Genomic DNA, 23,655 nt, shown 5'->3' on the forward strand with positions numbered 1-23,655 from the left:
CCACACCCCCGCGCGAGGCAGGGGTGTGGCCGCCGGACGCGGGCTACGTCGTGCCGTAGACCCGGGCGAGCTCCGGCGTGATCTGGTCGAGCGCGTACGGCAGGCTCAGCGGGCTCGAGAAGCCGAGCGCCCCGGCCACCGGCGACGCCTCGTCGCCGAGGAAGGCGACACGGTTGGCCCGCACGGCGCCGAGGTTCGCGAACAGCGGGTTGGACAGCGCCACCTGCGGCGGCACCCCGAGCACCGCGACGCCCTGCTGGTCGAGGCGGCCGAGCTGCTCGGTCGAGAGGGTCTCGGTGGTCTCCTGGACGCCCAGCCCCAGGCCGGTGAAGACCTGCGTGCGCGCGTCGTCGCGGCCGAGGAGGTTGTACTCACCCGAGGCCACGAGCGCGACCGCGATGTTCTTGCCGGCGAACTGGGGGTTCGCCGTCCGGGCGTCGGCGAAACGGCGCTCGACGTCGCCCACGACCTGCTCGCCCCGCTCGGGCACGCCGAGGGCGCGGGCGGTGATCCGGGTCTGCTCCTGCCAGGGCGCGGCCACGTTCTCGACGGGGTCGGCGACCGTCGGCGCGATCTGCGAGAGCCGGTCGTAGGTGGCGCGGTCCATGTAGGAGTACACGCCGAGGATCAGGTCGGGCTGCAGCGAGGCGACCTTCTCGATGTCGATCTCGTTGCCGCCGACCATCTCGGGCCGCGCGCCGTTCAGGGCCTGCTGGGCCCACGGCCGGGTCGTCTCGTCGAAGGCGCCGATGAAGTCACGCACCCCGACCGGGACGGTGCCGAGCGCGAGGGCGAAGTCGGCGTCGTTGTACCCGACGGTGACGACGCGCGTGGGCTTCGTCGGGACGGTGGTCTGGCCGAAGGCGTGCGGGATGGTCACCGGGAACCCCGGTGCGGGAGCCGACCCGCCGGAGCCCTGCTCGTCACCTCCCCCACCGCATCCGGCGAGCACGAGGGCGAGGACCGCGGCCAGCGCGCCCAGCAGGCGGGTGGTCGCTCCGGCGGGGACGAGGGACATGCAAGCGCTCCGTGGATCGTCGGCGATCGGAGAGTGATCTCGATAGGGGAGGCTTACCTAACGCCGAGGAGACGTCAACCGTCCGCTATGTGACGTATCGCCCGATCGGAACGACCATGGGTGTCCCGGCGACGGGATCGGGGACGACGCGAGCCTCGAGCCCGAAGACGTCGCGCACCGTGTCCTCGGTGAGCACCTCGTGCGGCGTGCCCTCGACGGCGATCTCGCCGCGGTGCAGGGCCACCAGCCGCTCGGCGTAGCGCGCGGCGAGGTTGAGGTCGTGCAGCACCATGACCACGGTCCGGCCGCGCTCGCGGTTGAGGCGGGCCACGAGCTCGAGCACGTCGACCTGGTGGGCGAGGTCGAGGAAGGTCGTGGGCTCGTCGAGGAGCAGCACGTCGGTGCCCTGGGCGAGGGCCATCGAGATCCACACCCGCTGGCGCTGACCGCCGGAGAGCGTGTCGAGGGTGCGCTCGGCGAACCCGGCCATGCCGGTCCACTCCAGGGCCTCGGCGACCGCCTCCTCGTCCTCGGCCGACCACTGCCGGAACCAGCGCTGGTGCGGGTGCCGGCCGCGCGCGACGAGGTCGGCGACCGTGATGCCCTCGGGCGCCGTGGGATCCTGGGGAAGGACGCCCAGGACCGTCGCGACCTCCCGGGACGGGACGGCGTCGAGGCGCCGCCCGTCGAGCAGGACGTGCCCGTGCCGCGGGGTCAGCAGCCGGGCGAGGGTCCGCAGCAGCGTGGACTTGCCGCAGCCGTTCGGGCCGATGACCGCGGTCACCGTGCCCTCGACGACGTCGAGGTCGAGCCCCTCCGTGCCGCCGACGACGACCGTGTCGCCGTACCCCACGCGCACGCCTTCGGCGCGCAGGCGGGTGCCGGCGTCGGTGGTCGCCTCGTGCTCGACGGCGTCCTCGGTGTGGGCGCTCACGCGGAGTCCTTCCTCGTCCGGCGGACCAGCAGGAACAGCAGATAGGGGGCGCCCAGCACGACGGTGACGACGCCGACGGGGACCTCGCCGCCGAGCACCGTGCGCGCCAGGAGGTCCCCGGCGACGACCAGCACCGCGCCCGCGATCGCCGAGGCGATCAGGGGTGGTCGGGAGCCCCCGGCCAGGCGCAGCGACACCTGGGGGACGACGAGCGCCACGAAGCGGATCGGGCCCGCCGCGGCGGTGGCCGATGCCGCGAGCACCACGGCGAGGCCCAGCAGCGAGATCCGGGTCCGGTCGACCCGCACGCCGAGGCCCCGGGCCGTGTCGTCGCCGAGGTCGAGGGCATCGAGGCGGAAGGTCAGCGCGATCGTGACCGGCACGACCAGGACGAGCACGACGGCCACGGGGAGCACGTGCTCCCAGCCGCGGGCGTTGAGCGAGCCGCGCAGCCAGACCAGCGCGAGCCCCGCCTGCTGGACGTTGGCGATCACGAGCAGCCACGACGTGACCGACACCAGCGCGACGCTGATGCCGAGGCCCACGAGGATGAAGCGGAACGCGTCGAGGCCCTGGCGGTACGCGAGCACGACGACGAGCGCCGCGGCGAGCAGCCCGCCGACGAGGGCCGCGAGCGGGAGCCCCAGGGCCGCCAGCAAGCCCACCGCCGACCCGCCGGTGCCGGCCAGCACCAGCACCAGCAGCGCGGCGACGCCGGCCCCGTCGGTGACGCCGAGGACGTCGGGGCTGGTGAGCGGGTTGCGCGCCACGCCCTGGGTGATGGCACCCGCGATCCCGAGCGCCGCGCCGACGAGGGCCCCGGTCAGGACGCGGGGCAGCCGGAGCTCGGTGACGACGAAGGTCTCGCTCCGGCTGCCGCCCCCGAACAGCACGCGCAGGACGTCCCCGACGGCGATCGGGTAGTCGCCCCGGCCGATGCTGACCGCCCCGACGAGGACCAGGACGGCCGCGCCGACCAGCACGACCGCCGCGCCGCGGGGCCGCCAGACCGCCGAGACGGGGCCGGCGCGCAGCGGGCGGCGGCCGGCTACGGCGTCGGGGACCCGGGTGCCTGCTCCGGTCTCCGTGGTGCCGGTCTCCGTGGTGTCGGTCTCCGTGGTCACAGCCGCACCGACCTCCGCCGCACGAGGGCGATGAAGAAGGGCGCGCCGACGATCCCGAGCACGATGCCGACGGCGAGCTCGCCCGGTCGCACGACCACGCGCCCGACGACGTCGGCGGCCACCACGAGCACCGCCCCGACCAGCGCCGCCAGGGGCAGCAGGCGCCCGTGGGAGGGCCCGACCAGCGACCGCACGATGTGCGGCGCGATGAGGCCGACGAACCCGATGGGCCCGCTGACCGCCACCGCCGCCCCGGCGAGCAGGGTGACGGCGAGGAGGCCCACGACCCGCGCGCGCGTCACGTTCTGCCCCAGACCGCGGGCGCTGTCCTCCCCGAGGGCGAGCACGTCGAGTGCGCGGGCGTTCGCCGCGGCCAGCGCGAGGCCGACGAGGACGAAGGGCAGCACCTGCAGGATCAGGTCGGCACCGCGGTCGTCGAGCGCGCCCGCGGACCAGAACCGGTAGGCGTCCAGCGAGGGCCCGTCCCCGAGGACGAGGCCCGACGTGATCGCCAGCAGCAGCTCGGACACCGCCAGACCGGCCAGCGCCAGGGTCACCGGCGTCGGCCCGCCCCGGCTCGCGGCACCGAGCGAGAACACGATCATCGCGGCCAGCGCCGCCCCGGCGAAGGCGAACCAGATGTAGCCGTAGACGTCGCTGACACCGAGGACGGTCGTCGCGAGCACGACGCAGAACGCGGCGCCGCCGCTGATGCCCAGCAGGCTCGGGTCGGCGAGGGGGTTGCGCGTGTGGCCCTGCATGAGCGTGCCGGCGACCCCCAGCGCCGCACCGACCATCACACCGAGCAGGGTGCGCGGCACGCGCAGGTCGCGGACGACGATGTCGGCCGGCGAGCCGGTGGGCGCCACCAGCGCGCGCCAGACCTCGTCCAGGGTCGTGGGTCCGGAGCCGACGGCGATGCTGAGCACCACGACGACGGCGAGGGCACCGAGCCCGAGACCGAGGGCCAGCACCGGGCGACCCCGCCGACGCACCGGCGGCCCGGACAGGCGAGGCCCGGCGACGGCCGTGGAACCCACCGCGCACCCTTCCGTCGGCTGCAGGTGTGCTTAGGCGAACCTAACAGCAACACCGGGCGAGGGCGCAGTGCCGGAGCGTGAGCGCGTGCACAGCGGGCCGGGCAGGCGACGGGCCCGACCCCTGGTTCCCCAGTGATCGGGCCCGGCGACGGCTCAGCGCGTCAGAGCACCTTGATGTTGAGGTGGTTGCCGCTGAGGTTGTCGTTCAGGATGTTGCTGCAGACGATGTTGCCGACGTTGGACCCGCCGACGGGCGCCTGCGTGACGGCGTTGGCGAGCGAGTCACCGCTGATCTCCGAGTTGGCCTCGGAGTTGCCGCCGGTGACGTTGCAGTTGCTCTCCGAGCTGTGCGACCTCTTCGACTCGTGGTGGTCGCCGTCGTGGCACTCGGTCGCCGACGCGAACGGCGCGGCGGCCAGCAGCCCGGCCGTGACGCCCGCGGTCACGACACCCATCTTCTTCAGCACAGGGACTCCTCGTGTGGCAGTTCAGGGGAGCGGGGAACGCCCCGAACGTGTCCGCCCGTGGTGCCCCCTCGCCGCCGGGCGGGCCGGATTCCGACTCACACGGTGACGACTCCACTCAACGAGGCGATGTCGATGGCGTTACGCGTCGTCGCGAAGAACTACTGGGCGTGATAATGAAGCTCGAGGGCAGGCGCCCCTGCCGCCCTTTGCGGTGTCCCGTTGCCCTCGTCGGAGCAGCATCGACGAGCCGGGGAGACAGCTGGCGAGCCCCTCACCGATCCCGTCGCCGGTGACTCACCGCACACGGCATGCGCCGGCATCCCCGCCGCCCGCCCGGGTGTGGTCGCGGTCACCATGGGCTAGCGTCGCCGGTGATCCCGGCGAAGGAGCGACGTGATGGCGGACCAGGCCCCCGAGGCGTGCTTTCGACTGATCTACAGCAGCCACCTGCGCATCCCCGCGCACGAGCGCAAGGCCCAGCTCGGGGCGATCTTCAGCACCGCACGGTCGAACAACACCAAGCAGGGTGTCACCGGCGCGCTGCTGGTGTGGCACGACAGCGTCGTCCAGGCCCTGGAGGGTGACGAGGCGGTCGTCCGCGAGCTCTACGAGACGATCCGCAAGGACCCGCGCCACGAGCGGCTCACGATCCTCGAGGAGTCCCCCGACGCCGAGCGGGCGTTCGGGCGGTGGTCGATGGCGCGGGTGTCCGACGACGAGGACGAGCCCGACATCCCCCTGCTCATGAACCGCGACAAGGGCGGCATCTCCCCCGCCGCCCCGCGGCCCACGACCCCCGCGCAGGACGAGGTCGTCTCGACCATGCGCGGGTACGCCCGCGCCGCCGCGCCCGCCTGAGCGCGGACGCGACGGTCGCAGGAGGGCGACGGGTCACGCGCCCATCGTGGTCTTCATGTGGTCGAGCACGGCGTTGTGCTCCTGCGCGGGGCTGAAGAGGATCACCTCGGCGTCGCGGCCGACGCGCACGGTGTGGCCGGGCGGCCAATAGAAGAGATCCCCGTCGGTGACGGTCTCCTCGGTGCCGTCGACGTACGAGACGGTGACCTCGCCGGAGATCATGTAGCCCCAGTGCGGGGCGTGGCAGCTGTCGCCGGGCAGCCCGACGAGCAGCGGGGCGATGTCCGCGCCGCCGCCGAGCGAGAAGTACTCGCCCGCGATCGAGCCGTAGCCGGTCGCCTCGCCGAAGTCCTGGCGCTGGCGCGCGATCGCGCCCGGTGCGTCGATCGTCCGCGGGATGTCGTCCTTCTGGATCCGCATGAGCCCCTCCGTGGTCCCGGGCGGGCCCCTCGGCGCCGCCGGCGAGGCCGAGCGTGCGCAACCGGCCTTGCAGCCCATCGGTGACTCTTCGGTCATCAATGAGACATGGGGCACACTCCTTCGATGGAGTTCCGGGTCCTCGGTTCCCTCGAGGTCGTCACCGAGGGCCACCGGCGGGCGCTCGGCGGGCCGAAGCCGCGCCTGCTCCTCGCGGTGCTGCTCGCGCACCGGCGGCACATGATCACCACGGACCGCCTGGTCGACGTCCTGTGGGGCGAGGACGCTCCGTCCACCGCGATCCCCACGCTGCAGACGCACCTCTCGCGCCTGCGCCGGACGCTGGACGGGGGCGGCGCCGTCCTCGAGACCCGCGCCCCCGGCTACCGCCTCATGGTGGCCGCGGCGGACGTCGACGCGGACCGGTTCTCCGCGGAGATCGACGGCGTGCGCGCGCGGATGGACGACGACCCGGCCGCGGCCCGCCGGCTCGCGGCGACGGCGCTCGCCCGTTGGCGCGGCCCGGCGTTCGCGGAGTTCGCGGGCGCCGACGGCGTCCGCGCCGAGGCGGGCCGGCTGGAGGAGCTGCGCGTCGCCGGCCACGAGCTCGCGGCGGAGGCGGGCCTCGCGTGCGGGCTCCACCGCGAGGTCGTCGGCGAGCTCGAGGCCCTGGTGGTCGAGCACCCGCTGCGGGAGCGCCTCTGGTCGGCGCTGATGCTCGCGCTCTACCGCTCCGGGCGTCCGGCGGAGGCGCTCCGGCGGGCCCAGCAGCTGCGGCTCCTGCTGCGCGAGGAGCTCGGCATGGATCCGACGCCCGACGTCCGCGACCTCGAGCGGAAGATCCTCGTCGAGAGCCCCGAGCTCGACGGTCGCCCGGTGGCGGCGCGGGTCCCCGCCCCCGAGCCCCCTCCCGCGTCCGACGACCTGGTCGGGCGCGCCGCGGACCTCGCGGTGCTGCGCGACCAGCTCGCCGCGCACCGGCTGGTCACGCTCGTCGGCCCCGGCGGTGTCGGCAAGACCCGGCTCGCGCAGGAGCTCGCCGGCGACCCGGGCGGGCACACGGCGCGGTGGATCGAGCTCGCCGCGGTGCGCTCCCCCGAGGCCGCCACGGCGACGCTGGCCACCGAGCTCGACCTGCAACGGCGCCCGGAGCGCTCGCTCGAGGACTCGATCGTCGAGGCCCTGCGGTCGGCGGACCTCGTCCTGATCCTCGACAACTGCGAGCACGTCCTCGAGGCCGTCGCACCGCTCGTCGCCCGCATCCTGCGGTGGTGCCCCCGCGTGCGCGTGCTCGCCACCAGCCGCGAGCCGCTCGGGCTCCCGGGCGAGGTGACGCACACCCTGGCGCCGCTGGCCGTGCCGGGCGCCCACGACGTCACCCCCGACGCCGTCCGCGCCTCCCCCGCCGTGACGCTGTTCGTCGCCCGGGCCACCGCCGCGCGCCGCGGGTACACCCTCGACGCGCGGTCCGCCCGGGCCACGGCCGAGATCTGCGTGCGCCTCGACGGCCTCCCGCTCGCGCTCGAGCTCGCCGCCGCGCGGGTCCGGTCCATGACCGTCGCCGAGGTCGCCGAGCGTCTCGACGAGCGCTTCCGGCTCCTCGCGGGCCGGCACGACGCCGACGTCCGCCACCGCAGCCTGCTCGACGTCGTCGCGTGGTCCCACGGCCTGCTCGCGCCGGGCGAGCAGACGCTGTTCGCCCGGCTCTCGGTGTTCGCGGGCGGCTTCACGCTGCGCCGCGCCGAGGAGGTGTGCGCCGACGGCGACCTGGACCGTGCCGACGTCGCCGTCCTGCTCGCGACGCTGGCCGACAAGTCGATGGTGGTCGCCCGCGAGGTCGACGGCGGGACGCGCTACCGGCTCCTGGAGACGCTGCGGGCCTTCGCCCGCGCCCGCCTGGACGAGCGCCCGGAGGCGGCGGCGGTCCGGCTCGCGCACGCCCGCGCGCACCTCGCGGCGGCCCGCGCCGCGCGCGACGGGTTCGGCGGGCCCGAGGAGGGCGCCTGGCTGCGGGAGGTCGACCGGGAGATGGAGGACCTGCGGGAGGCCTTCGGCACGAGCCTGGCCCTCGGCGAGGTCGACGTCGCCCTCGAGCTCGTCGCGTCCGTGCGCGAGTTCGCGTTCCGCGCGGTGCGCTACGAGATCTTCCGCTGGGCGGAGGCGGCGCTCGCCGCGCCCGGCGCCGAGGACCGGCCGTGGTCCCCCGTCGTCCTCGGGGTGGTCGCCTACGGCCGCTTCGTCCGCGGGGAGCTGACGGGGGCGGTGGTCGGCGCCCGGCAGGCGCTCGCGAGCGCCGAGCGCCTCGGTGTCCGCACCGGCGCCCTCGCCGAGCGCACGCTCGCGAACGCGCTGATCTACCGCGGCGACACCGACCCGTCGCTCCGGGTCCTCGAGGAGATGAGCGAGGACGCGGCGCGCACCGGGGACCACGCCCTCGCCGCGCACGTGGACTACATGCGCTCGGTGGCCTCGACGAGCATCGGCGACCCGGACGCGGCGCGGACGCTGGCCGACCACTCGCGGCAGGCGGCGCAGCGCAGCGGGTCGCCCACCGCGCGGGCGCAGGCGGCCTACGCGCTCGGGGTCTCCTGCGAGCGCGACGACCCCGAGCGGGCCCTGCGGTACCTGCGCGAGAGCGTCGAGCTCGCCGAAGGGGTCGGCAACCGCTGGCTGCGCGCGTTCGCCCGCACCGAGGAGCTGGCCGTGCGCGCCGCGCGCGGCGAGGTCGGCGCGGCGGTCGACGGGTGGCCCGAGGTCGTCGAGACCTGGTTCCGTGGCGGCGACTGGGCCAACCAGTGGCTCTCCCTGCGCCACGTCTTCGCGATCTTCGCCGACCACGGGCTCGACGAGGTCGCGGCCGCTCTGCACGCCGCGATCGACGCGGCCGGTGCCGCCACCGCGCTGCCCTTCGAGCCGGTCGAAGCCGACCGCGTCGCCGCGACCGTCGAGACGCTGCGGACCCGGCTCGGCGACGAGGCCTTCGACCGGGCCGTCCTGCGCGGGCGGACGCTGCGCGACGAGGAGGTCGTCGCCATGACCCTCGAGCACCTCGCGGCCTTGCGGTGACTCGGGCTGATCAGCCGCGCCGCCCGAGCCCGTGGTCGCGCGCCAGCAGTGCGGCCTCGGTGCGGCCGGTGACGCCAAGCTTCGCGAAGATGGTCGAGAGGTTGTTGGTGACGGTCTTGGCGGCGACGCCGAGACGGGCGGCGATGGTGGCGGTGGGGACGCCGGTGGCCAGCATGTCGAGGATCTGGCGCTCGCGGGCGGTCAGCTCGGCGAAGGCGTCGGCCCCGAACGGCCCCGGCGTGACGCCCGCCCCGAGGAACGTCGCCCCCGCCGCGACCGCGTGGATGGCGCGGACGATCTGCTGGCGCGAGTCGCCCTTGAGCACGTAGCCGGCCGCGCCCGCGTCGAGCGCCGCGCGCACCGAGGTGTCGTCGTCGAGCATGGTCAGCACGAGGACCCCGACCTCGGGCGCCCCGGCGCGCACCCGGCGCGTCGCCTCGACGCCGTCGATGCCGCCGGGCATGTGCAGGTCGACCACGAGGACGTCGGGCCGGGCGGTCACGGCGGCGTCGACCGCCTCGGCGCCGGACTCCGCGGTGGCGAGCACCTCGATCCCCTCGGTCGCGGTCAGCAGGGCCGCCAGCCCGTCGCGGATGACCGGGTGGTCGTCGGCGAGCACCACCCGCACCGCCGGCTCGGTCACGACGGGACCCGGGCGAGCGGCAGGCGCGCCTCGACCCGCCCGCCCGCCGGCGACGGCGCCGCGGACACGAGCCCGCCGAGCTCCGCGGCGCGCTCGAGCATCGACGCGAGACCGACACCGGTGTCCCAGCGGTCCGCGGCACCGGTGCCGTTGTCGCGGACACCGATGACCAGATCGCCGTCGCAGCGCCGGATCTCGACCTCCGCGCGCGTGGCGCCGGAGTGGCGGGCGACGTTGGTCAGGGCCTCGACGAGGATGCGGTAGGCGGCCACCTCGACCGCCGCGGGCAGCTCGCCGACCGGTTCGTCGAGCACCGCGAACGCCAGCGGCGCCGGCTCCCCGCGCGCGAGCCGCTGGGCGTGCCGGCGCACCGCCTCGGCCAGGCCCAGCTCGTCCAGCGCGGTCGGGTGCAGCTCGTTGATGAGGCGCCGGACGTCCGCGAGCGCGCCCGTGACCCCGGTGCGGATGCTCTCGCCGAGCGTCGCGACCTGCCCATCGGCCAGCGTGACGACGGCGTCGGCCTGGAACGCGACGCCGGTGAGCACCGACGCGAGCCCGTCGTGCAGGTCGCGCCGCAGGCGGCGGCGCTCCTCCTCGCGGGCGGCGACGATCTCCTGCCGCGAGCGCTGCACGGCGGCCGAGAGCGCCTCGGCGTGCAGGGCGACGCCGATCGGCAGGGCCATGAGCTCGAGGACGGCCCGGTCGGACGCCGCGAGGCGGGCCTCGCCGGAGCGCACCCCGACCCGCAGCTCGCCGACGGTGCGACCGGCGTGCCGCAGCGGGAACGTCTCGACCTCCGCGGGTCGCGTCCCGGTCTCGCCGACGACGGCGCCGTCGACCGCGAGCGCCGCCCAGGGCAGCCGCAGGGCGCGGCACACCGCCGGCAGGACGTCCACCGGCCGGTCCAGCTGCTCGCCGACCGACGACATCGCGCGCACCGGGTCGGCGCGGTCGCCGTAGAGCAGGGAGTCGACCAGGCGCTGCAGCCGGACCCGGATCGGGTCGAAGGCGGCCGCGACGACGATCGTGGCCACCACCGAGGACGCCAGCCCGTCGGCCGGCCCGACCAGGCGCGCGACGAGCTCGACGACCGCGACGTAGGTGGCGACGAGCGCGACGGTCAGCACGAGGTAGGTGACCGCCCGGGACCAGAGCAGGCGGATGTCGAGCAGCTCGTGGCGCAGGACGGCGACCGTGATCGCCATCGGGACGAGGGCGACCGCGACCGTGGAGATCACCGGGAAGACGGTGCCCGTGGGCATGAGCGTCCACAGCGCCCGCGTCGCCGCGATGACGACGACCGTCGCGACGGCGGCGAGCAGGGGCCAGAGGATCTGGCGGCGGGTGCGCTCGTCACCGCGGCGGTAGCGCGCGACCAGCGTGACCACCCCGGCGAGGTAGGTCGCCGCCAGCACGACGTTCGACGCGACGTCGACCGGGCCGGACCCCAGGCCGGGGACCGCCAGCACCGACCACGCCGGCGGCGCCTCCCCCGCCGCGAACCCGGCGACCGTCTGGAGGGGGTAGGGGTCGGCGCTGAACAGCAGGACCTGGACGACCCCGTTGACCAGCGCGACCGCGAGCAGCGGGCGCGGCACCCGGCCGTCCGGGAACACCAGCAGGGCCAGGGGCAGGAGCAGGCCGATCGCCCACGGCCAGGCCGCGGAGTAGACCGTCGCGGTCCAGGTGATCGCGGTCGGGTCGCCGGCGACGAGCGCCGCGGCGAGCCAGGGGGTCACCGCCGCGGTGGCCGTCTGCGCGACGCCGGCTCCGAGCAGCACCCAGCCCAGCGGGTGACGTGGTCGGTACGCCGCGATCAGGCCCCCGCAGAGGGTGCCGACGGTGCCGATGACCGCGTTGGAGACGAGGAAGCTGTCCCGGGCCGCCGCGAACGACATGCCCGTGACGAGGACGCCCACGACCGCCGCCACCGTCTCCGCGAGCCCCACGGCGGTGACGGCGACCGCGAGCCACGGCGGCCGGTCGGTACGGGTGCCCCCCATGTGCTCATCCTGCGACCCCGCCGGGCGCTTGTCTGCGGCCGTTTCTCCCGGTCAGGCCGGGATGTTCCTCCCGACGGCCCCGGGCACGCGCCGGGTGCTCCGGCCCTGCCGGACGGGACGGTCGCGCGCCGAGGCTCGCTCCTGCTTCGTCCACTCCGACATCCGGGAGCAGCCATGACCGACACCCTCGCCCGCACCGACACCGGCGTCCGACCCTCCGGCGTCGCCGCCGCCCTCGCCGGCGCCGTGATCACCGTCCTCGGAATCGTCGGCGCCCTGGACCCGGCCGCCGTGGGAGCCGGCTGGTTCGCGGCCGTCGTGCCCGCCGGCCTGCTGTTCGCCGCCGCGATCGTCGGCGTGCGGCGTCTTGCGGGCGCGGTCGGCGCGTCCGGCCTCGTGACCGGCGCCCTCGCCGTCGCCGCGGTCGCCATGACGATCTTCTCGCTGGCCCACGCCTACGCGCTGGTCGACGAGGACACCGCGGTGATCCTCTTCAGCGTCTTCATGGTCCTCGCCGCCGGCGGGCTCGTCGTCGCGGCGTTCGGAATGGTCCGCGGCCCGGCCGTCCTGCCGCGGTGGACGACGCTCGCGGCCGGCGTGTGGCCGCTCGCCACCATCCCGGCCGCCGGCGCGCTCGGCGACGTCCCCCGCAGCGTCGCCATCGCCGTCTGGGGCCTCACCTGGATCGCGCTGGGGATCGCGCTGCTCCGCACGCGGCGGGGGTGAGGGGGTCCGGGGTGGACGGCCCGGGGGGCGCCGTCCACCCCGGTCCCGCAGCGCCCGGTCCCGCAGCGCCCGGTCCCGCAGCGCCCGGTCCCGCAGCGCCCGGTCCCGCAGCGCCCGGTGTCAGACCACGGCGGCCGGGACGCGGTGCGGCGGCGCCGCCCGCGGCAGCTCCCGGCGTCGCGGCAGCACGACATCGGGCAGGACAGCGGCCCCGTCGCGGGGCAGGCGCAACGCCGTCGGCCCGGCGTCGAGCCCGCGTCCCGGCACCACGACGAGCTGGCCGCCCGGCGTCGTGCCGGTCGCGTACACGCCGTCGGCGTCGGTGGCCACCGGCGTGCCGCCCGTGCCGTCGCGGTCCACGAGGGTCACGGTCGCGGACGCCGGCGCGAGATCGGCGTCGAGGACGCGGCCCCGGACGCCGGGGTCGTCGTCGGCCCGGTCCCCGAGGAAGCCCCGCGCGTCGGCCAGGGCGGTGACCGCCTCGTGGAGGCTCAGCAGCTCGCGCACGACGGGGTCACCCGGCCGTCCGGTCCGGTCGGCGTGGGCCAGGAGGTCGCCGACCGCCCGCGTCGCGGCGCGCGGCGTCCGGGGGTCCTCGGCGCCCCACCGCTCGGCCAGGCGCGCCAGGCGGTGCGCCCCGCCCCCGTCGCTCCCCCGGCCCCGGGGCACCGCGCGGGCCGCCCGGGCCAGCCGCGCCGCGTGGTAGGCGACCGTGGTCCACCCGGTCATCCGACGGCGGGTGTCGCGATCCGGGACGACGAGCAGGGTGCGCGTGAGCGGGTCGGTGACCGTGAGCATCTGGTGCACGGCGGCGTCGAGCGAGCGGGCGTCGGCGCCCAGGTCGACGGCCATGTCGGGCCGGCGCAGCCAGACGTCGACGTCGTCGAGCAGGGTCGTCAGGCGCTCGAGCAGCACCCGGCGGGCACCCGACACAGCGTCCCGCGCGTGCGTCGGCACGACGAGGAACGCGACCGCCGCGCCGATGACCCCGCCCAGCACCGTCTCCCCGAGGCGCAGCAGCATCAGCGACGGCGTGAAGCTCCCGAGCAGGGCGTAGAGCTCGCCGACGAGCAGCGTGATGAAGAAGATCATCAGCGCGTACGAGACCTTGAACAGGTAGAAGCCGAGGAAGACGCTCAGCAGCATCACCGGCACGGCGACGGCGGGCGAGCCGCCGGTCAGCGCCACCAGCGGGATGGCGCCGACGAGGCCGACCATCGTGCCGACGATGCGGTGCCCGGCCTTGCGGACGGTCTCGGCCGCGGTCGCGGTCCCGGTGAAGGCGAGGAACGCGGCGAGCACGGCCCAGTACCAGCGCTGACCGGAGACGACGTCCCCGAGGGCGACCGCCAGGGCCGTGGCGAGGCCGACCTGCAGCGCCTGGCGCGTCGGCAGGGCGAGATGGGACGCCCACGAGCGGGGTGACGCGCTGCCGTCGACGACGGCGTCGCGCATCGCCATCACGGTCACGCCCGAGCCTGGCAGGAACCCGCCGAAGAGCTCGACGGCGGGGGCGAACTCGGGGAAGTCACCCGTCTCGGCTGACTCTGCCGTCCCGCGCTCGCCCGCGACCGCCGCCGACCACGCGTCCCGCACGGCCACCAGCGCCCCGACGGCCGCCACGGCCGCCTCGCCGTCGGCGTGGGTCGCGCGAGCGCCGTCCGCCGCCGCGCGCGCCTCCTCCCACCGGCCCGCACCGACGAGACCGAGGAGGTCCCGGACCTCCGTGCCGCCGCCGGGCCGCTCCGCGAGGCGGTGGGCGGCGTCCACCACCGCCCGCGTCGCCAGCTCCCCGTCGATCACCGCGTGGCGCACGGCCCGCGCATGGGCGTCGGCCGCGACCGCGATCCCCAGCTGGCCGTCCAGCATCAGCGCCGCCTCGGTGACGGCGACGAGGCGGTCGTGGACCCGGTCGCGCCGCCGCTCGTCGCCGGGCGCGTCGAGCATCTCCCCCGTCGCCGCGACGGCGCGCTGGACCCGCGCCGAGAAGGCGCGCACCGTCCGGCGCAGCACCCGGTCGTGCCGCACCGGGAGCACCACCAGCGACAGGAACGTCGCCCACGCGAACCCGACCGCGACAGCCAGCAGGATCCCCGGCACCTGCTCGGGACGCAGGCCCAGGAAGAGGGCGAAGAAATAGCCCATGAACGTGACCATGCCGCCGATGAAGTACCGCGGCCCGAACCGCCGGATGACGACCGCGAGCATCATGACCAGCACGAACGTCACCAGCGACAGGACACGGACACGGTCGACGAGCAGGGCGGTGCCCATGCCGCCGAGCAGGAACAGCGACATCACGCCGAGCGTCGCCGCCCGCCCGGCCCGCGTCGGGTCCGAGACGCCGAACGCGGCCATCATCGCGATGACCCCGCCGAGCATCATCGGCACGAGCGCCGAGGGCAGGCCGAGGAGGCGGACGACGGCGAGCTCGACGAGCAGCGCCGACCCGACCCCGACGGTGGCCCGCCCGGCCGAGGTCAGGCGGACGAGGCCCGGGTCGGAGGCCACCAGGCGGTGCCACCACTCGCGCATCGTCGCGCCGGCACCGGATAGTTGCACAGGCTAAGCATATGGGCGGCGGGGTGGCCAACGCCCGGCGTTGTCGACATCGTCACCGGCGGGCGACGGTGCGCGGCATCCCGGTCGGGCCCGGGTCGTGGCGGGTCCGCGCCTGCCAGGATGCGGACGTGTCCCCCGCCGACGGCCTGCCGCTGACCGGCGAGCGCACGGTCCCGGGGCTGGACGTGGAGAACTACTGGTTACCAGGCACCTAAGCGCTATGCTGACCTGCGAAAACGCAGGTCGCGAGCGAGCGCTGTGCCGCCAGTTTCCGTGGCAGACGAGACCTCTCGTCTGATCAGGGAGACACCGCAGTGCCCGACACCTCTGACCGATCCCCCGACCACGCCGCGCGCGGCTGGCGGGACCTCGCCGACGGATACCGCTGGCGGCCCTCCGGCGCCGCCGGGCGGCCCAGCGAGGGCGTGACCCTCGTCGGCCCGACCGGCGTGACCGTGACGCTGACCCACGACGGCGCCGTGCTGGTGCTGCCCGCATGAGGCGCCGCGTGTTCCGACTCCCGAAGGACTGGGCGGCGATGAGCGCCGCGGAGCAGGATCGCTTCGTGGAGACCATCACCCGCGCCACCTACGACCGCCTGACCGTCGGCGACTGGGCTCGGTACCTCGCGGCCTGCGTGCGCGGTCGGCGCCGCCGGTAGCCTGGCCGCAACAGACCAGGCGCTTCCCCGCGCAGCACGGCATCACGGCCCCGTCACACGTCTCCGGTGGCGGGGCCGTGGTGTGTCTGGGGCCGTGGCGGCGATGACGAGCGAGGTCGGCGACACGCCGGGGCACTAGGGCTGACCTGGCCAGACGTCGCACTCCGCGCGTGTAGCGCCGGAATTACGGGGATCGCCCAATAGGCTGATCTCGCGCCACTGGTGTGCGGAGGGGCATTTCCCCGACCTCGTGCACCGACGTCGCCGAGCGTGCCGGGTCGGAGCATCCACCCCGGCTGCGTTCGGCGGCGCCGGATATCGACGTCGCATGGAACTGTCCCCTACCCGTCGCCGACGGCGGCGCAGGAGGTGATGGCCCCGTGGCGGGTCGTCATTGCAGGAGGAACGCCGACCGGCCCACCTGGTGGTGGGCCAGGCCGACGATCAGCTGGATCGCCAGGGTGCTCACGGCGTGGGGCCTGCACACCCTGACGGACCACTGGAACTGCTAGGAGGGAGGAAGGGTGCGTGTCCCGTTGCAGCGGGGCACGGCCCGTCCCTCTCCCACGGTGTAGCACGTTCGGCACTACACCGTGGTGTGTTGCCACGATAGACCACGTTGCACCGCAGAACCGTGCATACCGAATCACGGCATGTCGGAACACAGAACATGGCCGCGACGGCGAGCACGCGACTCACATATATAGGGGGCACCTATCCCGACCTGGCATAACAGCTGATCAGGATTCAGGTGTCGCACCTTGCGTCGTCGCCGACCCAGCGACCGCAGCGCCACGCCCAGAGCTGCGCCGCGAGGTAGACCAGCTCGGTGGTCCGGCCGTCCTCGCGCAGCCGCTCGCCGATCGCGGGCGGGAACTGCCCGTCGTCGCGGTGACGCTGGGCGGCCCGGCGCACGGCGATCAGCGAGCGGTTGACCACGCCCAGCTCGACGGCCTCGGCCAGCGAGACCCGGGGCGGGAAGACCACGCGCATGCGCCTGCTCGGCGGCTTCCGCGGCGGCAGCTCGATCAGCCGCGGCCTGGCGGCGCTCGGCGAGCAGCGCCCAGCCGGTCGACCGGTCGATGCCCATCGCGGCGGCGGCGCGATCGACCGCGGCACGGTGGCGTTCGTAGACCGCGGTCGGCGAGAGGTCCAGTCGACGCGGCCCGCCGCCATAGACCGGCTCGTCGCCGGACGTGGCCCACATGACCAGCGCCATGACCAGGAACGCGATGACGTCGTGCACGGATCACGATGATGCGCCGGGAAGATCCGTTTACACCAGCCGCGGGTACTCGGTGACCATGAGCGACACGACGGGCCGCCACGGCGCGGCCGACGAGCTGACCATCGCCCGGCTCCGGCTCGACGCCCTCGCGGCGCGGGTCGAGCGCATCGTCTACGACGCCGCCGGGCGCGCTGCCGGGCTCCTGGTGCCGGGCAAGGGCTGATCGGCGTCTCTCCGGGGCACACAGCGGGCCGTGTGTGGCCGCTGGCGCCCTCGGGCTACCGGAAGCGGGGGCTGACGTAGCGCAGCGGGCGTCTCGCGCGCCGCTCGTCGGCGAAGCACGCCCAGCACCGCTCCGCGGTGTGCGACATCAGCTGCCCGCACGTCGGACACGGCACGCGCCGTCGCTTGTGCAGCCGGTTGGCTCGCGCCGGGCGGCACCGGTCGCACCAGCGCGACGCGCGCAGCGGCAGCGGCGCACCGCAGCGCTCGCAGCTGTGCCCGATCGACGATCGACCAGCCGCGCCGCCGTCGACCAGACCTTGGTCGATGTCGACCAGCTCGGGCGCTCCGTCGACCAGCGATCGACCACCGTCGACCAGCTCGCCGCGGCCCTCGATCAGCACGGCTGCTCGCCGACGCGCCCGGTCGTCAGGTACTCCGAGCCGGACCGATCCTCGCGCGCCCAGCGCAGCGAGGCGGCGTCGCCGAGGCCGAGGTGAGCGCGCGCCCAGTCGGCGCGGGCGCGGTAGTGCTCGCACACCGCGTCGTAGACCTCGAAGGCACGATCGACGTCGCCGGAGCGCGGCGCGACCTCGGGCAGCCCGTGGCGCGCCGGGTCGAAGCGGGCCAGGTGCTCGGGCAGCGCGGTCCCGTCGCCGCGGGGCTTGAGCGGCTTCACGAGACGACCTGGAAGCCACGACGGCGCGAGTAGTAGCCGCGCCCGCCACCTCTGATCTGCGCGCGCTCGCCGTGCTCGTCGGGGATGCGCAGCTGCGCGGCCAGCTTGCCCAGCAGAGCCTCGCACTGGCGGGTCTCGACCGCGGCCGGGTGCACCTTGCCGTCGAGCATCAGCCCCTCGGCCGAGGTGATCGCCTCCAGCGCGGTGATCCGGTCGGCGACGGCGACGACGCGGCGCAGCAGGGCGTCCTCGTGGGCTTCCAGGTCGAAGCGACCGGCCACGGCGTCCCACCAGCGACGTCCCGCGGGGCCGATGCCGCGCGGCGGGCGCTTGCTTGCCTCACTCACGATGATCTCCGTTCGGTTCAGGTCCGATGCGTTCAGGGGTCACCGACCGGCAGCCGCAGCACCTCCTCGCCTGGGGCGGGGTGCCGGGGCGGGAGTCACCCCCTCGATCACGCTGCGCGACGGCCGGCTGCGCGGAGAGTGACGAGAGCGCCGGGTCGCCGACCGGGATGGACTGGCAGCCGCGGACCTCGCCGAGCAGTCGCATGTGTCGACGCGTCAGGGTGAGTCCCGACGTCGAGCCGGTCGGCCGCGTGCCTGACTCGGTCGAGCTGAACGGCCCGTTCGTGATCGAGCGCGTCGAGCTGACGTAGTCGTGAGGGTTGCGCAGCTTGGCAGTGACTAGCTCTGCGACGACCTGGCGCAGCAGTGCTGTGCTCGTGCGCCCTGCGCTGATGCGTGCTGCGAGGTCAGGCACACGAAGTGCTATCTGCGCCTCTGCGCGTTCGATCAGCACCAGGACGCGTGCTGTGTCCTCGACGCTGAGGGGGCCGTGGTCCACCTCGACGTCCTCGATCAGCGTGGTGGTCATGCGCTCACACCCCTCTTGATCAGATAGCACTTCGGAGCACTTGGGTCGCAGGTAGCGAGCTCGCTGCTACTGCACTCCGACCCACACGTAGCCGCCCGGGTCGGCGAGCCCGCTGCCCGCGTGCGTGCTCTGCCACGACAGGAGGTCGCCCGGCGCCACGCGCACGTCGCCGGTGAGCGGGACGCGCTCGTACACGCCCGCGGCCAGCACTTCGCCGGGACCGGGGTCGGAGCCGGGCGAGGCGTCCATGCCCGGCGCGAGGTCGTCGAGATCGACCGCGGCAGCGAGCACCAGCCGCGCGACGATGACGGTCGTGCCCTTCACCAGCGTCAGCGTCCGGCCGCCGTTGCCGGTGATCGTCGCGGCGGGCAGGAAGTCGACCGCGGTCACCACGCCGCCCACGGTCACGGTGCCCAGCGGCGTCGTGGCGTTGTCGGTGGCGGCGAGCGGCGGCGCGGTGCCGTCGATGCTGATCATGACGACCTCTCTCGGGTCGGTAGGGGTCCGGCCGCGGAGCGCGTCAACGACGGCACGCTCCGCGGCCGGGGCGCGAGCGGGTAGGCGATTCCAGCTCGCGCACATCGGGTGCGACAACAACCCAGAAGCGCACCCGACGGCCTCTCAGTCCGGGTCGGGCATGGCCTCGATCTCGGCGATCACCGACCGGACGTACTCGCTGTAGACCTCGGCGGGTGGTTCCTCGGCCTCCGGCGGCGCCACCCGGCGGCGGCCCGCGACGGCGCGGATCGCCTCGCTCATGTCCATGCCGCTGTCGTCGCTCACGCGTTGTCCACGATCGCGACCGGCACGCCCGCCACCCCGGCCGCGTTGACCGGCGTCGCGAGCACGTGGCCGATCCGCATCACGCAGCGGAGGGCAGAGACGTCCTGCTGGATCAGGTTGTAGGCGATCGACCCGTCCTCGTCCTGGATCACGCCGGAGTCGAAGACCTGGAACGTCATGTCCTGCCGGACCCCGTAGAGGACCGAGGTCCAGTCGGCGACGATCGCGGTGGCCTGCGTCGCGTCGAAGTAGACCGGATCGGTGGCCACGCCCATGCCGAGCAGGCGCAGCGGGAAGGCGTCCCCACCGACGGGGTTGGCCACCAGCTCGCCGGTGCGCTGGCGGGCCGCGGTCCACTGCCAGCCCGGCCGCACGACCGCGCCGGTCACCGAGTGCTCGGTGAGTGACACGGCCTCGGCCGCGGAGAGGAGATCGGCGGCGTAGTCCGACGTCGGAGCGACCACGTGCGTGGCGGTGGTCGCGCGGGCGACCATGCCGGGGCCGAAGCTCGCCGGTCCGCCGTGGCCGAACATCACCGCGGCGTCGATCTTGCGGGCGAAGGCGCGGGACACCAGCGGCTTGATCATCTCCCAGACGTCGAAGCTGGCGTCGTCGAGCACCGCGTCGGGCACCGGGACCACGCAGGCGATCTCTTCGGCGAGCAGCGTGACGTTCTCCCAGGTGGCCTGCGTGGTCGGCTTCCAGCCGGTGTCGCCGGTCAGCCACGCGGCGTCGGGGACCGAGGTCAGCACCGGGACGTTGGCTTCCTTGGTCGACACGGGGACGCGCTTGCCCAGGCGCATCACGGTGGAGGTGGTCTCGACCTCGCCCACGATCGCCTGGGCGACCTGCTGGGGCACGTCCGCGAGGGCGTCGGTGCGGTCGATGATGTTCACGGTCATGGCGACTCCAGGTCGGCGTGGAAGTGCGCGCCGCACTCGGTGAGCGAGGGAGTCGGGCCGACCGCTTCCAGGGCCAGCAGCTCCGATCGAGACAGCCCGATCAGGTGCCAGCAGGGGACCAGCGCCGCGCCCTCCTCGCCATCGGTGACGGCAGGGAACGAGTGCAGGACGCCCCAGACGATCTCGTCGTCGTCAGCGTCCATATCGCCGTGCTGGGGGCCGACCGGGACCGTTGTCCGCTCGCGGAGCGTCGGGTCGTCCTCGCCCAGTGGGGCACCGCCCGGAGGCGTGGGGTCGTGCTCGGAGCCGTCAGGCTCGCCGTGCCCGTCGACCGGGCCGTGACCGGATCGTAACTCGTCGTCGTGCTCGCCGGGAGTGCTCATCGGGTCACCGCCAGCGCGTCACGCGGCGAAAGGTTGCGGGCGCCCCGGCCGTCGAGCGGCTGACCGGCCCGCGGGTTGTCGTAGCAGCACTGGCACAGTCCCGCGTCGGCTCCGTGGCGGGTCGGGTGGCCGCAGCGCGGCGTGGGGCAGCGCCGGACGTCGATCAGCTCCAGCTCTCCGGCGGCGGCGTACGCGGTCACGGCGTCGTTGGTGCACCGGTTGGCCCGCTCGAAGACGATCACCGACGCCTGCGCGCACGCCTCGCACTGCATCGGCTCGTCGGCGGCAGCGGCGACGCGGCGGCACTCGGGGCACTCGCGCCAGCTCGGGACCGTCGTCGGCGTGACCGGGGGCGGCGGCGCGGCGGTCTCGATGGGCTCGGGCTCGTCGTCGGGCTCGTCGTCGTGATCCTCGCCGATGGCCGCGATGGCGGCCGTCAGCTCGTCGTCGGCGGTGACCTCGTCGGCGGCGGCCTCGTCGGGTGCGACCGCAGGCTGCTCGGCCAGCACGGCGGTGACGCGCTTGAGGAACGCGCGGCCACCGATGCGCGCGAGCAAATCGCGGGCGTCCTCGCCGTCATCGGGCCAGAGCACGCGAGCCTGCGGCAGCGCCCCGGTCAGCTTCGCCACCGCGGCGCGCCCGGCGTCGTCGGCGTCCGGGATGATCACGAGCCGGCCTTGGGCGTCGCCGAGCACGCGGCGCAGCCGCTCCAGCGCCGGGCTCGACGCGCCACCGGCCCAGGTCGTGGCGTACCAACCGGCCAGCGCGTCGACCGACGACTCGGACTCGACGAGCAGGATCCTCTCGCCAGCCGCTACCCCGATGGCGATGTCGGGCTCGCGGTAGAGCGGCAGCTGATCCTCGCGGATGCCGATCAGTCCCGGCATCCACGCGTCGCCGCCCTGGCGGGTCTCCCAGCGCAGCTCCTTCGCGCCGGAGGGGTGGCGGTAGCGCGCCTTGCGGTGATCGGGGCCGTAGTCGTGGAACGCCTCGAAGCGGAAGCCACGCTCGCCCAGCGAGCCCTCGCCGCCGACCGGTGCGCGCAGCGGCGGCCACGCGATCTTGTCCAGTCCCTCGCGGTGGGCGTGCCCCGCGGGCGGGACCGTGGGGGTGTGGGTGAGGTCGCGACGGTGAAGCGCCAGCGCGCCCAGCACCTCGTCGACCGTGCACCCGTAGTGGCAGTGGATCATCGCGCGGCGCGTCTTGGTCGTCTGCTGAACGCTCAGCGCCGCGGAGTGCTCGCCGGTGCGCCCGTGCGCCGGGCACTGCCACTTCCCGCCGGAGTGCGCCAGCTTGGCCGCGCCCAGCAGCTCGACGAGCCACTGGGCCGGGGAGCGCTGCTCACCCTCGCCGACGGGGGGCACTGCGGCGACGTCCTCGCGCGCCGCGCGCATCAGCTCGCCGAGGGATCGGGGGTTGTTGTTGGTCATCGCCTTGGTCCTCCGATCCTCTGGTCTCTGGTCACCCCTGAACCGACACCCCGCTTCGCTAGGGGTGTGTCAGTTGGTTCAGTTGAGGGGCAAGATCGTTTCACCAGCGTTTCAGCGCGTGTCAGTGCAGGTCATGGGCGTGTCAGTGCGTTTCAGAAGGCTCCCTTGCGAACGTGTCAGGGACGTTTCAGTTGATCTTGTTGGAACGGTTACTGAACCGGGCATAGCGGTCATTCGGCCAGCGCTCCCAGGGTGCGGGTGACCGGGACGTCCGGCCCGGTCCAGACGTGCCGCGCGGTGGCGCTGCCGGTGTCGGGCGCGACGTCGATCAACTTCTCGGAGATCAGCCGCGACCACGCCCGGCGCACCGACGACTTGTGGTGCTTCCCGGCGTTCTCCGGCGCCAGCGCGGCGATGGCCTCGGCCAGGGTGAGCCCCACCCAGCCGGGGTCGGCCTGCGTCGGCGAGGCTGCGTAGGACATCAGCAGGGCGAGGTCGCGCACGCTGGTCTTGCCGTCTCCGGCCTCGGCCAGCCGCTCCACCTGCTCGGGCAGCGTGCGCAGAGCGCGCCGCCAGATCGGCCCCAGCGCGTCGTCCTCGTCGTCGCGCATCGCCTCGGGCGGGACTTCCGCGGGCACCACGACCGCGTTGGGCGCGACCGGGATGAGGTCCCACGACCAGCGACGGCCGTCCTCGGCGTTCGCCTTGTCCTTGGCGATCTCCGCGACGATCGGCCCGTTGCGGCGCGGGCGGTGACACACCACGGCGTCGTCCATCCCGGCGAGCAGCGCCGTCGAGCCCCGCGGCCTGGTCCCGTCGGCGAGACCGACGTGGTCGATGAGCAGCACGCAGGCGTCGTCGCCCGCGTCGCGCAGGACGTCCATCGCCTCGCCCAGCGCGGCGTTGTCGGAGGGGCTGTTCTCCTCGCCGACCATCAGCAGGTTCTTCGTGTCCAGCACGATCAGCTTGGCCCCGACCTCGCGGACCTTCGCGGCCAGCCCGTCGGTGGCCTCCTTGACCATCGGCACGCGCTCGGTCACCGCGAAGAAGTAGCCCTGGAGGTCCGCCCAGCGGCGACCGTGGTGGTTCAGCCACGCCTCGACGCGCGGGACGTTGACCCGCTGGCCCTCGGCCATCAGATAGACCACGGCGGCCCGCTTGACCTTCTGGCCGCGCCAGTCCGTGCCGGTGGCGACGCACAGCGCGGCGTCCATCGCGACGAACGACTTTCCGGCCCGGCTCGGGCCGAACATCACTGCGCGGGAGTCGACGTGCAGCAGACCGGGGATCAGGTACTCCGGCCGGGGCTGCGTCGCGAACTGCTCGGCGTCGAGCCACGCCAGCGGCGGCGCGCTGAGCGCCGCGACGATCTGGTCTGCCCGGCGGTTGATCATCTTGTCGAGCGCGGCCTGCTTGGCACGGGTCTCGAAGGCCAGCTCATCCGCAGAGGACTGCTCGTCGTCGTCGTAGCCGTCGCCGTCGGAGACGCTGCGCAGCGGCGTGACGTTCATCGGGTCACGACCCGATCACGCGGTGACGTTGTGGCAATTGTCGGAGCGTCGTGCGATTCTGTAAGCATGGCCCCTCCGATCTAGGGGTCAGCGCGAGAGAGACCGGGTCCGGCTGGGGAGCT

Annotated in this window: 28 protein-coding genes; 8 read left to right on the top strand and 20 right to left on the bottom strand. The window is 74.5% G+C overall.

The window, feature by feature from the left end:
- Positions 1 to 43 precede the first annotated feature (43 nt).
- The 5 genes from QSK03_RS20680 to QSK03_RS20700 form a co-directional block, all read right to left on the bottom strand.
- Positions 44 to 1,018, bottom strand: a complete 975-nt coding sequence (locus QSK03_RS20680) for an iron-siderophore ABC transporter substrate-binding protein (RefSeq protein ID WP_285656030.1) — start codon at positions 1,016 to 1,018, stop codon at positions 44 to 46.
- 85 nt (positions 1,019 to 1,103) lie between these two features.
- On the bottom strand, positions 1,104 to 1,952 hold the full coding sequence (locus QSK03_RS20685) for an ABC transporter ATP-binding protein (RefSeq protein WP_285656033.1): 849 nt from the start codon (positions 1,950 to 1,952) through the stop codon (positions 1,104 to 1,106).
- Entirely contained in the window at positions 1,949 to 3,076 is a 1,128-nt protein-coding gene (locus QSK03_RS20690; protein ID WP_285656036.1) for a FecCD family ABC transporter permease, read from the bottom strand. The genes QSK03_RS20685 and QSK03_RS20690 overlap by 4 nt, the downstream gene beginning before the upstream one ends.
- Positions 3,073 to 4,116: a FecCD family ABC transporter permease gene (locus tag QSK03_RS20695; protein ID WP_285656039.1), complete on the bottom strand. Its 1,044-nt coding sequence runs from the start codon at positions 4,114 to 4,116 to the stop codon at positions 3,073 to 3,075. Before QSK03_RS20695 ends, QSK03_RS20690 begins: the two co-directional genes overlap by 4 nt.
- 161 nt (positions 4,117 to 4,277) lie before the next feature.
- Positions 4,278 to 4,583: a hypothetical protein gene (locus QSK03_RS20700; RefSeq protein ID WP_285656042.1), complete on the bottom strand. Its 306-nt coding sequence runs from the start codon at positions 4,581 to 4,583 to the stop codon at positions 4,278 to 4,280.
- 396 nt (positions 4,584 to 4,979) lie between these two features.
- On the opposite strand from QSK03_RS20700, the gene QSK03_RS20705 reads away from it, so the two are divergent.
- Positions 4,980 to 5,441, top strand: a complete 462-nt coding sequence (locus tag QSK03_RS20705) for a BLUF domain-containing protein (RefSeq protein WP_285656045.1) — start codon at positions 4,980 to 4,982, stop codon at positions 5,439 to 5,441.
- 33 nt (positions 5,442 to 5,474) lie between these two features.
- Here the strand turns inward: QSK03_RS20705 and QSK03_RS20710 are convergent, their stop codons facing one another.
- Positions 5,475 to 5,861: a cupin domain-containing protein gene (locus QSK03_RS20710; RefSeq protein ID WP_285656047.1), complete on the bottom strand. Its 387-nt coding sequence runs from the start codon at positions 5,859 to 5,861 to the stop codon at positions 5,475 to 5,477.
- A 123-nt stretch (positions 5,862 to 5,984) separates the two neighbouring features.
- Between QSK03_RS20710 and QSK03_RS20715 the strand changes: the two genes are divergently transcribed.
- Positions 5,985 to 8,924 carry an AfsR/SARP family transcriptional regulator gene (locus tag QSK03_RS20715; protein WP_285656050.1) on the top strand — a complete coding sequence of 980 codons (2,940 nt, stop codon included), beginning with the start codon at positions 5,985 to 5,987 and terminating at the stop codon, positions 8,922 to 8,924.
- A 10-nt stretch (positions 8,925 to 8,934) separates the two neighbouring features.
- On the opposite strand, the gene QSK03_RS20720 is transcribed toward QSK03_RS20715, so the two are convergent.
- Together QSK03_RS20720 and QSK03_RS20725 are read right to left on the bottom strand one after the other, a co-directional pair.
- On the bottom strand, positions 8,935 to 9,567 hold the full coding sequence (locus QSK03_RS20720; RefSeq protein ID WP_285656052.1) for a response regulator transcription factor: 633 nt from the start codon (positions 9,565 to 9,567) through the stop codon (positions 8,935 to 8,937).
- Positions 9,564 to 11,570 carry a sensor histidine kinase gene (locus tag QSK03_RS20725; protein ID WP_285656055.1) on the bottom strand — a complete coding sequence of 669 codons (2,007 nt, stop codon included), beginning with the start codon at positions 11,568 to 11,570 and terminating at the stop codon, positions 9,564 to 9,566. The genes QSK03_RS20720 and QSK03_RS20725 overlap by 4 nt, the downstream gene beginning before the upstream one ends.
- 174 nt (positions 11,571 to 11,744) lie before the next feature.
- Between QSK03_RS20725 and QSK03_RS20730 the strand changes: the two genes are divergently transcribed.
- The gene (locus QSK03_RS20730; protein WP_285656058.1) at positions 11,745 to 12,296 is read left to right on the top strand and encodes a hypothetical protein; all 552 of its coding nucleotides are present in this window, start codon (positions 11,745 to 11,747) and stop codon (positions 12,294 to 12,296) included.
- Between the two features lie 120 nt (positions 12,297 to 12,416).
- Here the strand turns inward: QSK03_RS20730 and QSK03_RS20735 are convergent, their stop codons facing one another.
- On the bottom strand, positions 12,417 to 14,858 hold the full coding sequence (locus QSK03_RS20735; protein ID WP_285656061.1) for an FUSC family protein: 2,442 nt from the start codon (positions 14,856 to 14,858) through the stop codon (positions 12,417 to 12,419).
- An 11-nt stretch (positions 14,859 to 14,869) separates the two neighbouring features.
- On the opposite strand from QSK03_RS20735, the gene QSK03_RS20740 reads away from it, so the two are divergent.
- The 3 genes from QSK03_RS20740 to QSK03_RS20750 all read left to right on the top strand — a co-directional run bounded on the left by QSK03_RS20740 (position 14,870) and on the right by QSK03_RS20750 (position 15,519).
- A complete protein-coding gene (locus QSK03_RS20740; RefSeq protein WP_285656064.1) occupies positions 14,870 to 15,073 on the top strand; it encodes a hypothetical protein in 204 nt (67 codons plus the stop codon).
- Between the two features lie 99 nt (positions 15,074 to 15,172).
- Entirely contained in the window at positions 15,173 to 15,358 is a 186-nt protein-coding gene (locus QSK03_RS20745; protein ID WP_285656067.1) for a hypothetical protein, read from the top strand.
- Positions 15,359 to 15,366: 8 nt separating this feature from the next.
- Positions 15,367 to 15,519 (top strand): hypothetical protein, encoded by a 153-nt coding sequence (locus tag QSK03_RS20750; protein WP_285656069.1) that lies wholly within the window; start codon positions 15,367 to 15,369, stop codon positions 15,517 to 15,519.
- Positions 15,520 to 16,266: 747 nt separating this feature from the next.
- Here the strand turns inward: QSK03_RS20750 and QSK03_RS20755 are convergent.
- Positions 16,267 to 16,512 carry a hypothetical protein gene (locus QSK03_RS20755; protein WP_285656074.1) on the bottom strand — a complete coding sequence of 82 codons (246 nt, stop codon included), beginning with the start codon at positions 16,510 to 16,512 and terminating at the stop codon, positions 16,267 to 16,269.
- Between QSK03_RS20755 and QSK03_RS20760 the strand changes: the two genes are divergently transcribed.
- Entirely contained in the window at positions 16,511 to 16,777 is a 267-nt protein-coding gene (locus QSK03_RS20760) for a hypothetical protein (RefSeq protein ID WP_285656077.1), read from the top strand. The genes QSK03_RS20755 and QSK03_RS20760 overlap by 2 nt on opposite strands.
- A gap of 46 nt (positions 16,778 to 16,823) precedes the next feature.
- Positions 16,824 to 16,970, top strand: coding sequence for a hypothetical protein (locus tag QSK03_RS20765; protein WP_285656080.1), 147 nt, complete (start codon positions 16,824 to 16,826; stop codon positions 16,968 to 16,970).
- A 55-nt stretch (positions 16,971 to 17,025) separates the two neighbouring features.
- Here QSK03_RS20765 and QSK03_RS20770 read toward each other — a convergent pair whose 3' ends face one another.
- From QSK03_RS20770 to QSK03_RS20815, 10 genes are all read right to left on the bottom strand, one after another.
- Positions 17,026 to 17,373: a hypothetical protein gene (locus tag QSK03_RS20770; RefSeq protein ID WP_285656081.1), complete on the bottom strand. Its 348-nt coding sequence runs from the start codon at positions 17,371 to 17,373 to the stop codon at positions 17,026 to 17,028.
- Complete coding sequence (locus QSK03_RS20775; RefSeq protein WP_285656083.1) at positions 17,367 to 17,648, bottom strand: hypothetical protein; 282 nt, start codon at positions 17,646 to 17,648, stop codon at positions 17,367 to 17,369. The genes QSK03_RS20770 and QSK03_RS20775 overlap by 7 nt, the downstream gene beginning before the upstream one ends.
- Positions 17,645 to 17,995 carry a hypothetical protein gene (locus QSK03_RS20780; RefSeq protein WP_285656086.1) on the bottom strand — a complete coding sequence of 117 codons (351 nt, stop codon included), beginning with the start codon at positions 17,993 to 17,995 and terminating at the stop codon, positions 17,645 to 17,647. Before QSK03_RS20780 ends, QSK03_RS20775 begins: the two co-directional genes overlap by 4 nt.
- Positions 17,988 to 18,524 carry a Gp19/Gp15/Gp42 family protein gene (locus QSK03_RS20785; RefSeq protein WP_285656089.1) on the bottom strand — a complete coding sequence of 179 codons (537 nt, stop codon included), beginning with the start codon at positions 18,522 to 18,524 and terminating at the stop codon, positions 17,988 to 17,990. The genes QSK03_RS20780 and QSK03_RS20785 overlap by 8 nt, the downstream gene beginning before the upstream one ends.
- A 66-nt stretch (positions 18,525 to 18,590) precedes the next feature.
- Entirely contained in the window at positions 18,591 to 19,001 is a 411-nt protein-coding gene (locus tag QSK03_RS20790) for a hypothetical protein (protein WP_285656092.1), read from the bottom strand.
- A 144-nt stretch (positions 19,002 to 19,145) separates the two neighbouring features.
- Positions 19,146 to 19,307 (bottom strand): hypothetical protein, encoded by a 162-nt coding sequence (locus QSK03_RS20795; protein WP_285656095.1) that lies wholly within the window; start codon positions 19,305 to 19,307, stop codon positions 19,146 to 19,148.
- Positions 19,304 to 20,209: a phage major capsid protein gene (locus QSK03_RS20800; protein ID WP_285656097.1), complete on the bottom strand. Its 906-nt coding sequence runs from the start codon at positions 20,207 to 20,209 to the stop codon at positions 19,304 to 19,306. The genes QSK03_RS20795 and QSK03_RS20800 overlap by 4 nt, the downstream gene beginning before the upstream one ends.
- Entirely contained in the window at positions 20,206 to 20,592 is a 387-nt protein-coding gene (locus QSK03_RS20805) for a hypothetical protein (protein ID WP_285656098.1), read from the bottom strand. Before QSK03_RS20805 ends, QSK03_RS20800 begins: the two co-directional genes overlap by 4 nt.
- Positions 20,589 to 22,022 carry a hypothetical protein gene (locus QSK03_RS20810; RefSeq protein ID WP_285656101.1) on the bottom strand — a complete coding sequence of 478 codons (1,434 nt, stop codon included), beginning with the start codon at positions 22,020 to 22,022 and terminating at the stop codon, positions 20,589 to 20,591. The genes QSK03_RS20805 and QSK03_RS20810 overlap by 4 nt, the downstream gene beginning before the upstream one ends.
- A 230-nt stretch (positions 22,023 to 22,252) precedes the next feature.
- A complete protein-coding gene (locus QSK03_RS20815; protein WP_285656104.1) occupies positions 22,253 to 23,533 on the bottom strand; it encodes an AAA family ATPase in 1,281 nt (426 codons plus the stop codon).
- Positions 23,534 to 23,655 lie beyond the last annotated feature (122 nt).

This window comes from Actinomycetospora sp. NBRC 106375 (assembly GCF_030269665.1).
GTDB lineage: Bacteria > Actinomycetota > Actinomycetes > Mycobacteriales > Pseudonocardiaceae > Actinomycetospora.

Bases quoted from the DNA above. Each gene is read 5' to 3' on its own strand.
- QSK03_RS20680 (WP_285656030.1), bottom strand. From the start codon at position 1,018: ATGTCCCTCGTCCCCGCCGGAGCGACCACCCGCCTGCTGGGCGCGCTG.
- QSK03_RS20705 (WP_285656045.1), top strand. From the start codon at position 4,980: ATGGCGGACCAGGCCCCCGAGGCGTGCTTTCGACTGATCTACAGCAGC.
- QSK03_RS20710 (WP_285656047.1), bottom strand. From the start codon at position 5,861: ATGCGGATCCAGAAGGACGACATCCCGCGGACGATCGACGCACCGGGC.
- QSK03_RS20715 (WP_285656050.1), top strand. From the start codon at position 5,985: ATGGAGTTCCGGGTCCTCGGTTCCCTCGAGGTCGTCACCGAGGGCCAC.
- QSK03_RS20725 (WP_285656055.1), bottom strand. From the start codon at position 11,570: ATGGGGGGCACCCGTACCGACCGGCCGCCGTGGCTCGCGGTCGCCGTC.
- QSK03_RS20730 (WP_285656058.1), top strand. From the start codon at position 11,745: ATGACCGACACCCTCGCCCGCACCGACACCGGCGTCCGACCCTCCGGC.
- QSK03_RS20740 (WP_285656064.1), top strand. From the start codon at position 14,870: ATGGGCGGCGGGGTGGCCAACGCCCGGCGTTGTCGACATCGTCACCGG.
- QSK03_RS20760 (WP_285656077.1), top strand. From the start codon at position 16,511: ATGCGCCTGCTCGGCGGCTTCCGCGGCGGCAGCTCGATCAGCCGCGGC.
- QSK03_RS20755 (WP_285656074.1), bottom strand. From the start codon at position 16,512: ATGCGCGTGGTCTTCCCGCCCCGGGTCTCGCTGGCCGAGGCCGTCGAG.
- QSK03_RS20765 (WP_285656080.1), top strand. From the start codon at position 16,824: ATGAGCGACACGACGGGCCGCCACGGCGCGGCCGACGAGCTGACCATC.
- QSK03_RS20785 (WP_285656089.1), bottom strand. From the start codon at position 18,524: ATGACCACCACGCTGATCGAGGACGTCGAGGTGGACCACGGCCCCCTC.
- QSK03_RS20790 (WP_285656092.1), bottom strand. From the start codon at position 19,001: ATGATCAGCATCGACGGCACCGCGCCGCCGCTCGCCGCCACCGACAAC.
- QSK03_RS20800 (WP_285656097.1), bottom strand. From the start codon at position 20,209: ATGACCGTGAACATCATCGACCGCACCGACGCCCTCGCGGACGTGCCC.
- QSK03_RS20805 (WP_285656098.1), bottom strand. From the start codon at position 20,592: ATGAGCACTCCCGGCGAGCACGACGACGAGTTACGATCCGGTCACGGC.
- QSK03_RS20810 (WP_285656101.1), bottom strand. From the start codon at position 22,022: ATGACCAACAACAACCCCCGATCCCTCGGCGAGCTGATGCGCGCGGCG.
- QSK03_RS20815 (WP_285656104.1), bottom strand. From the start codon at position 23,533: ATGAACGTCACGCCGCTGCGCAGCGTCTCCGACGGCGACGGCTACGAC.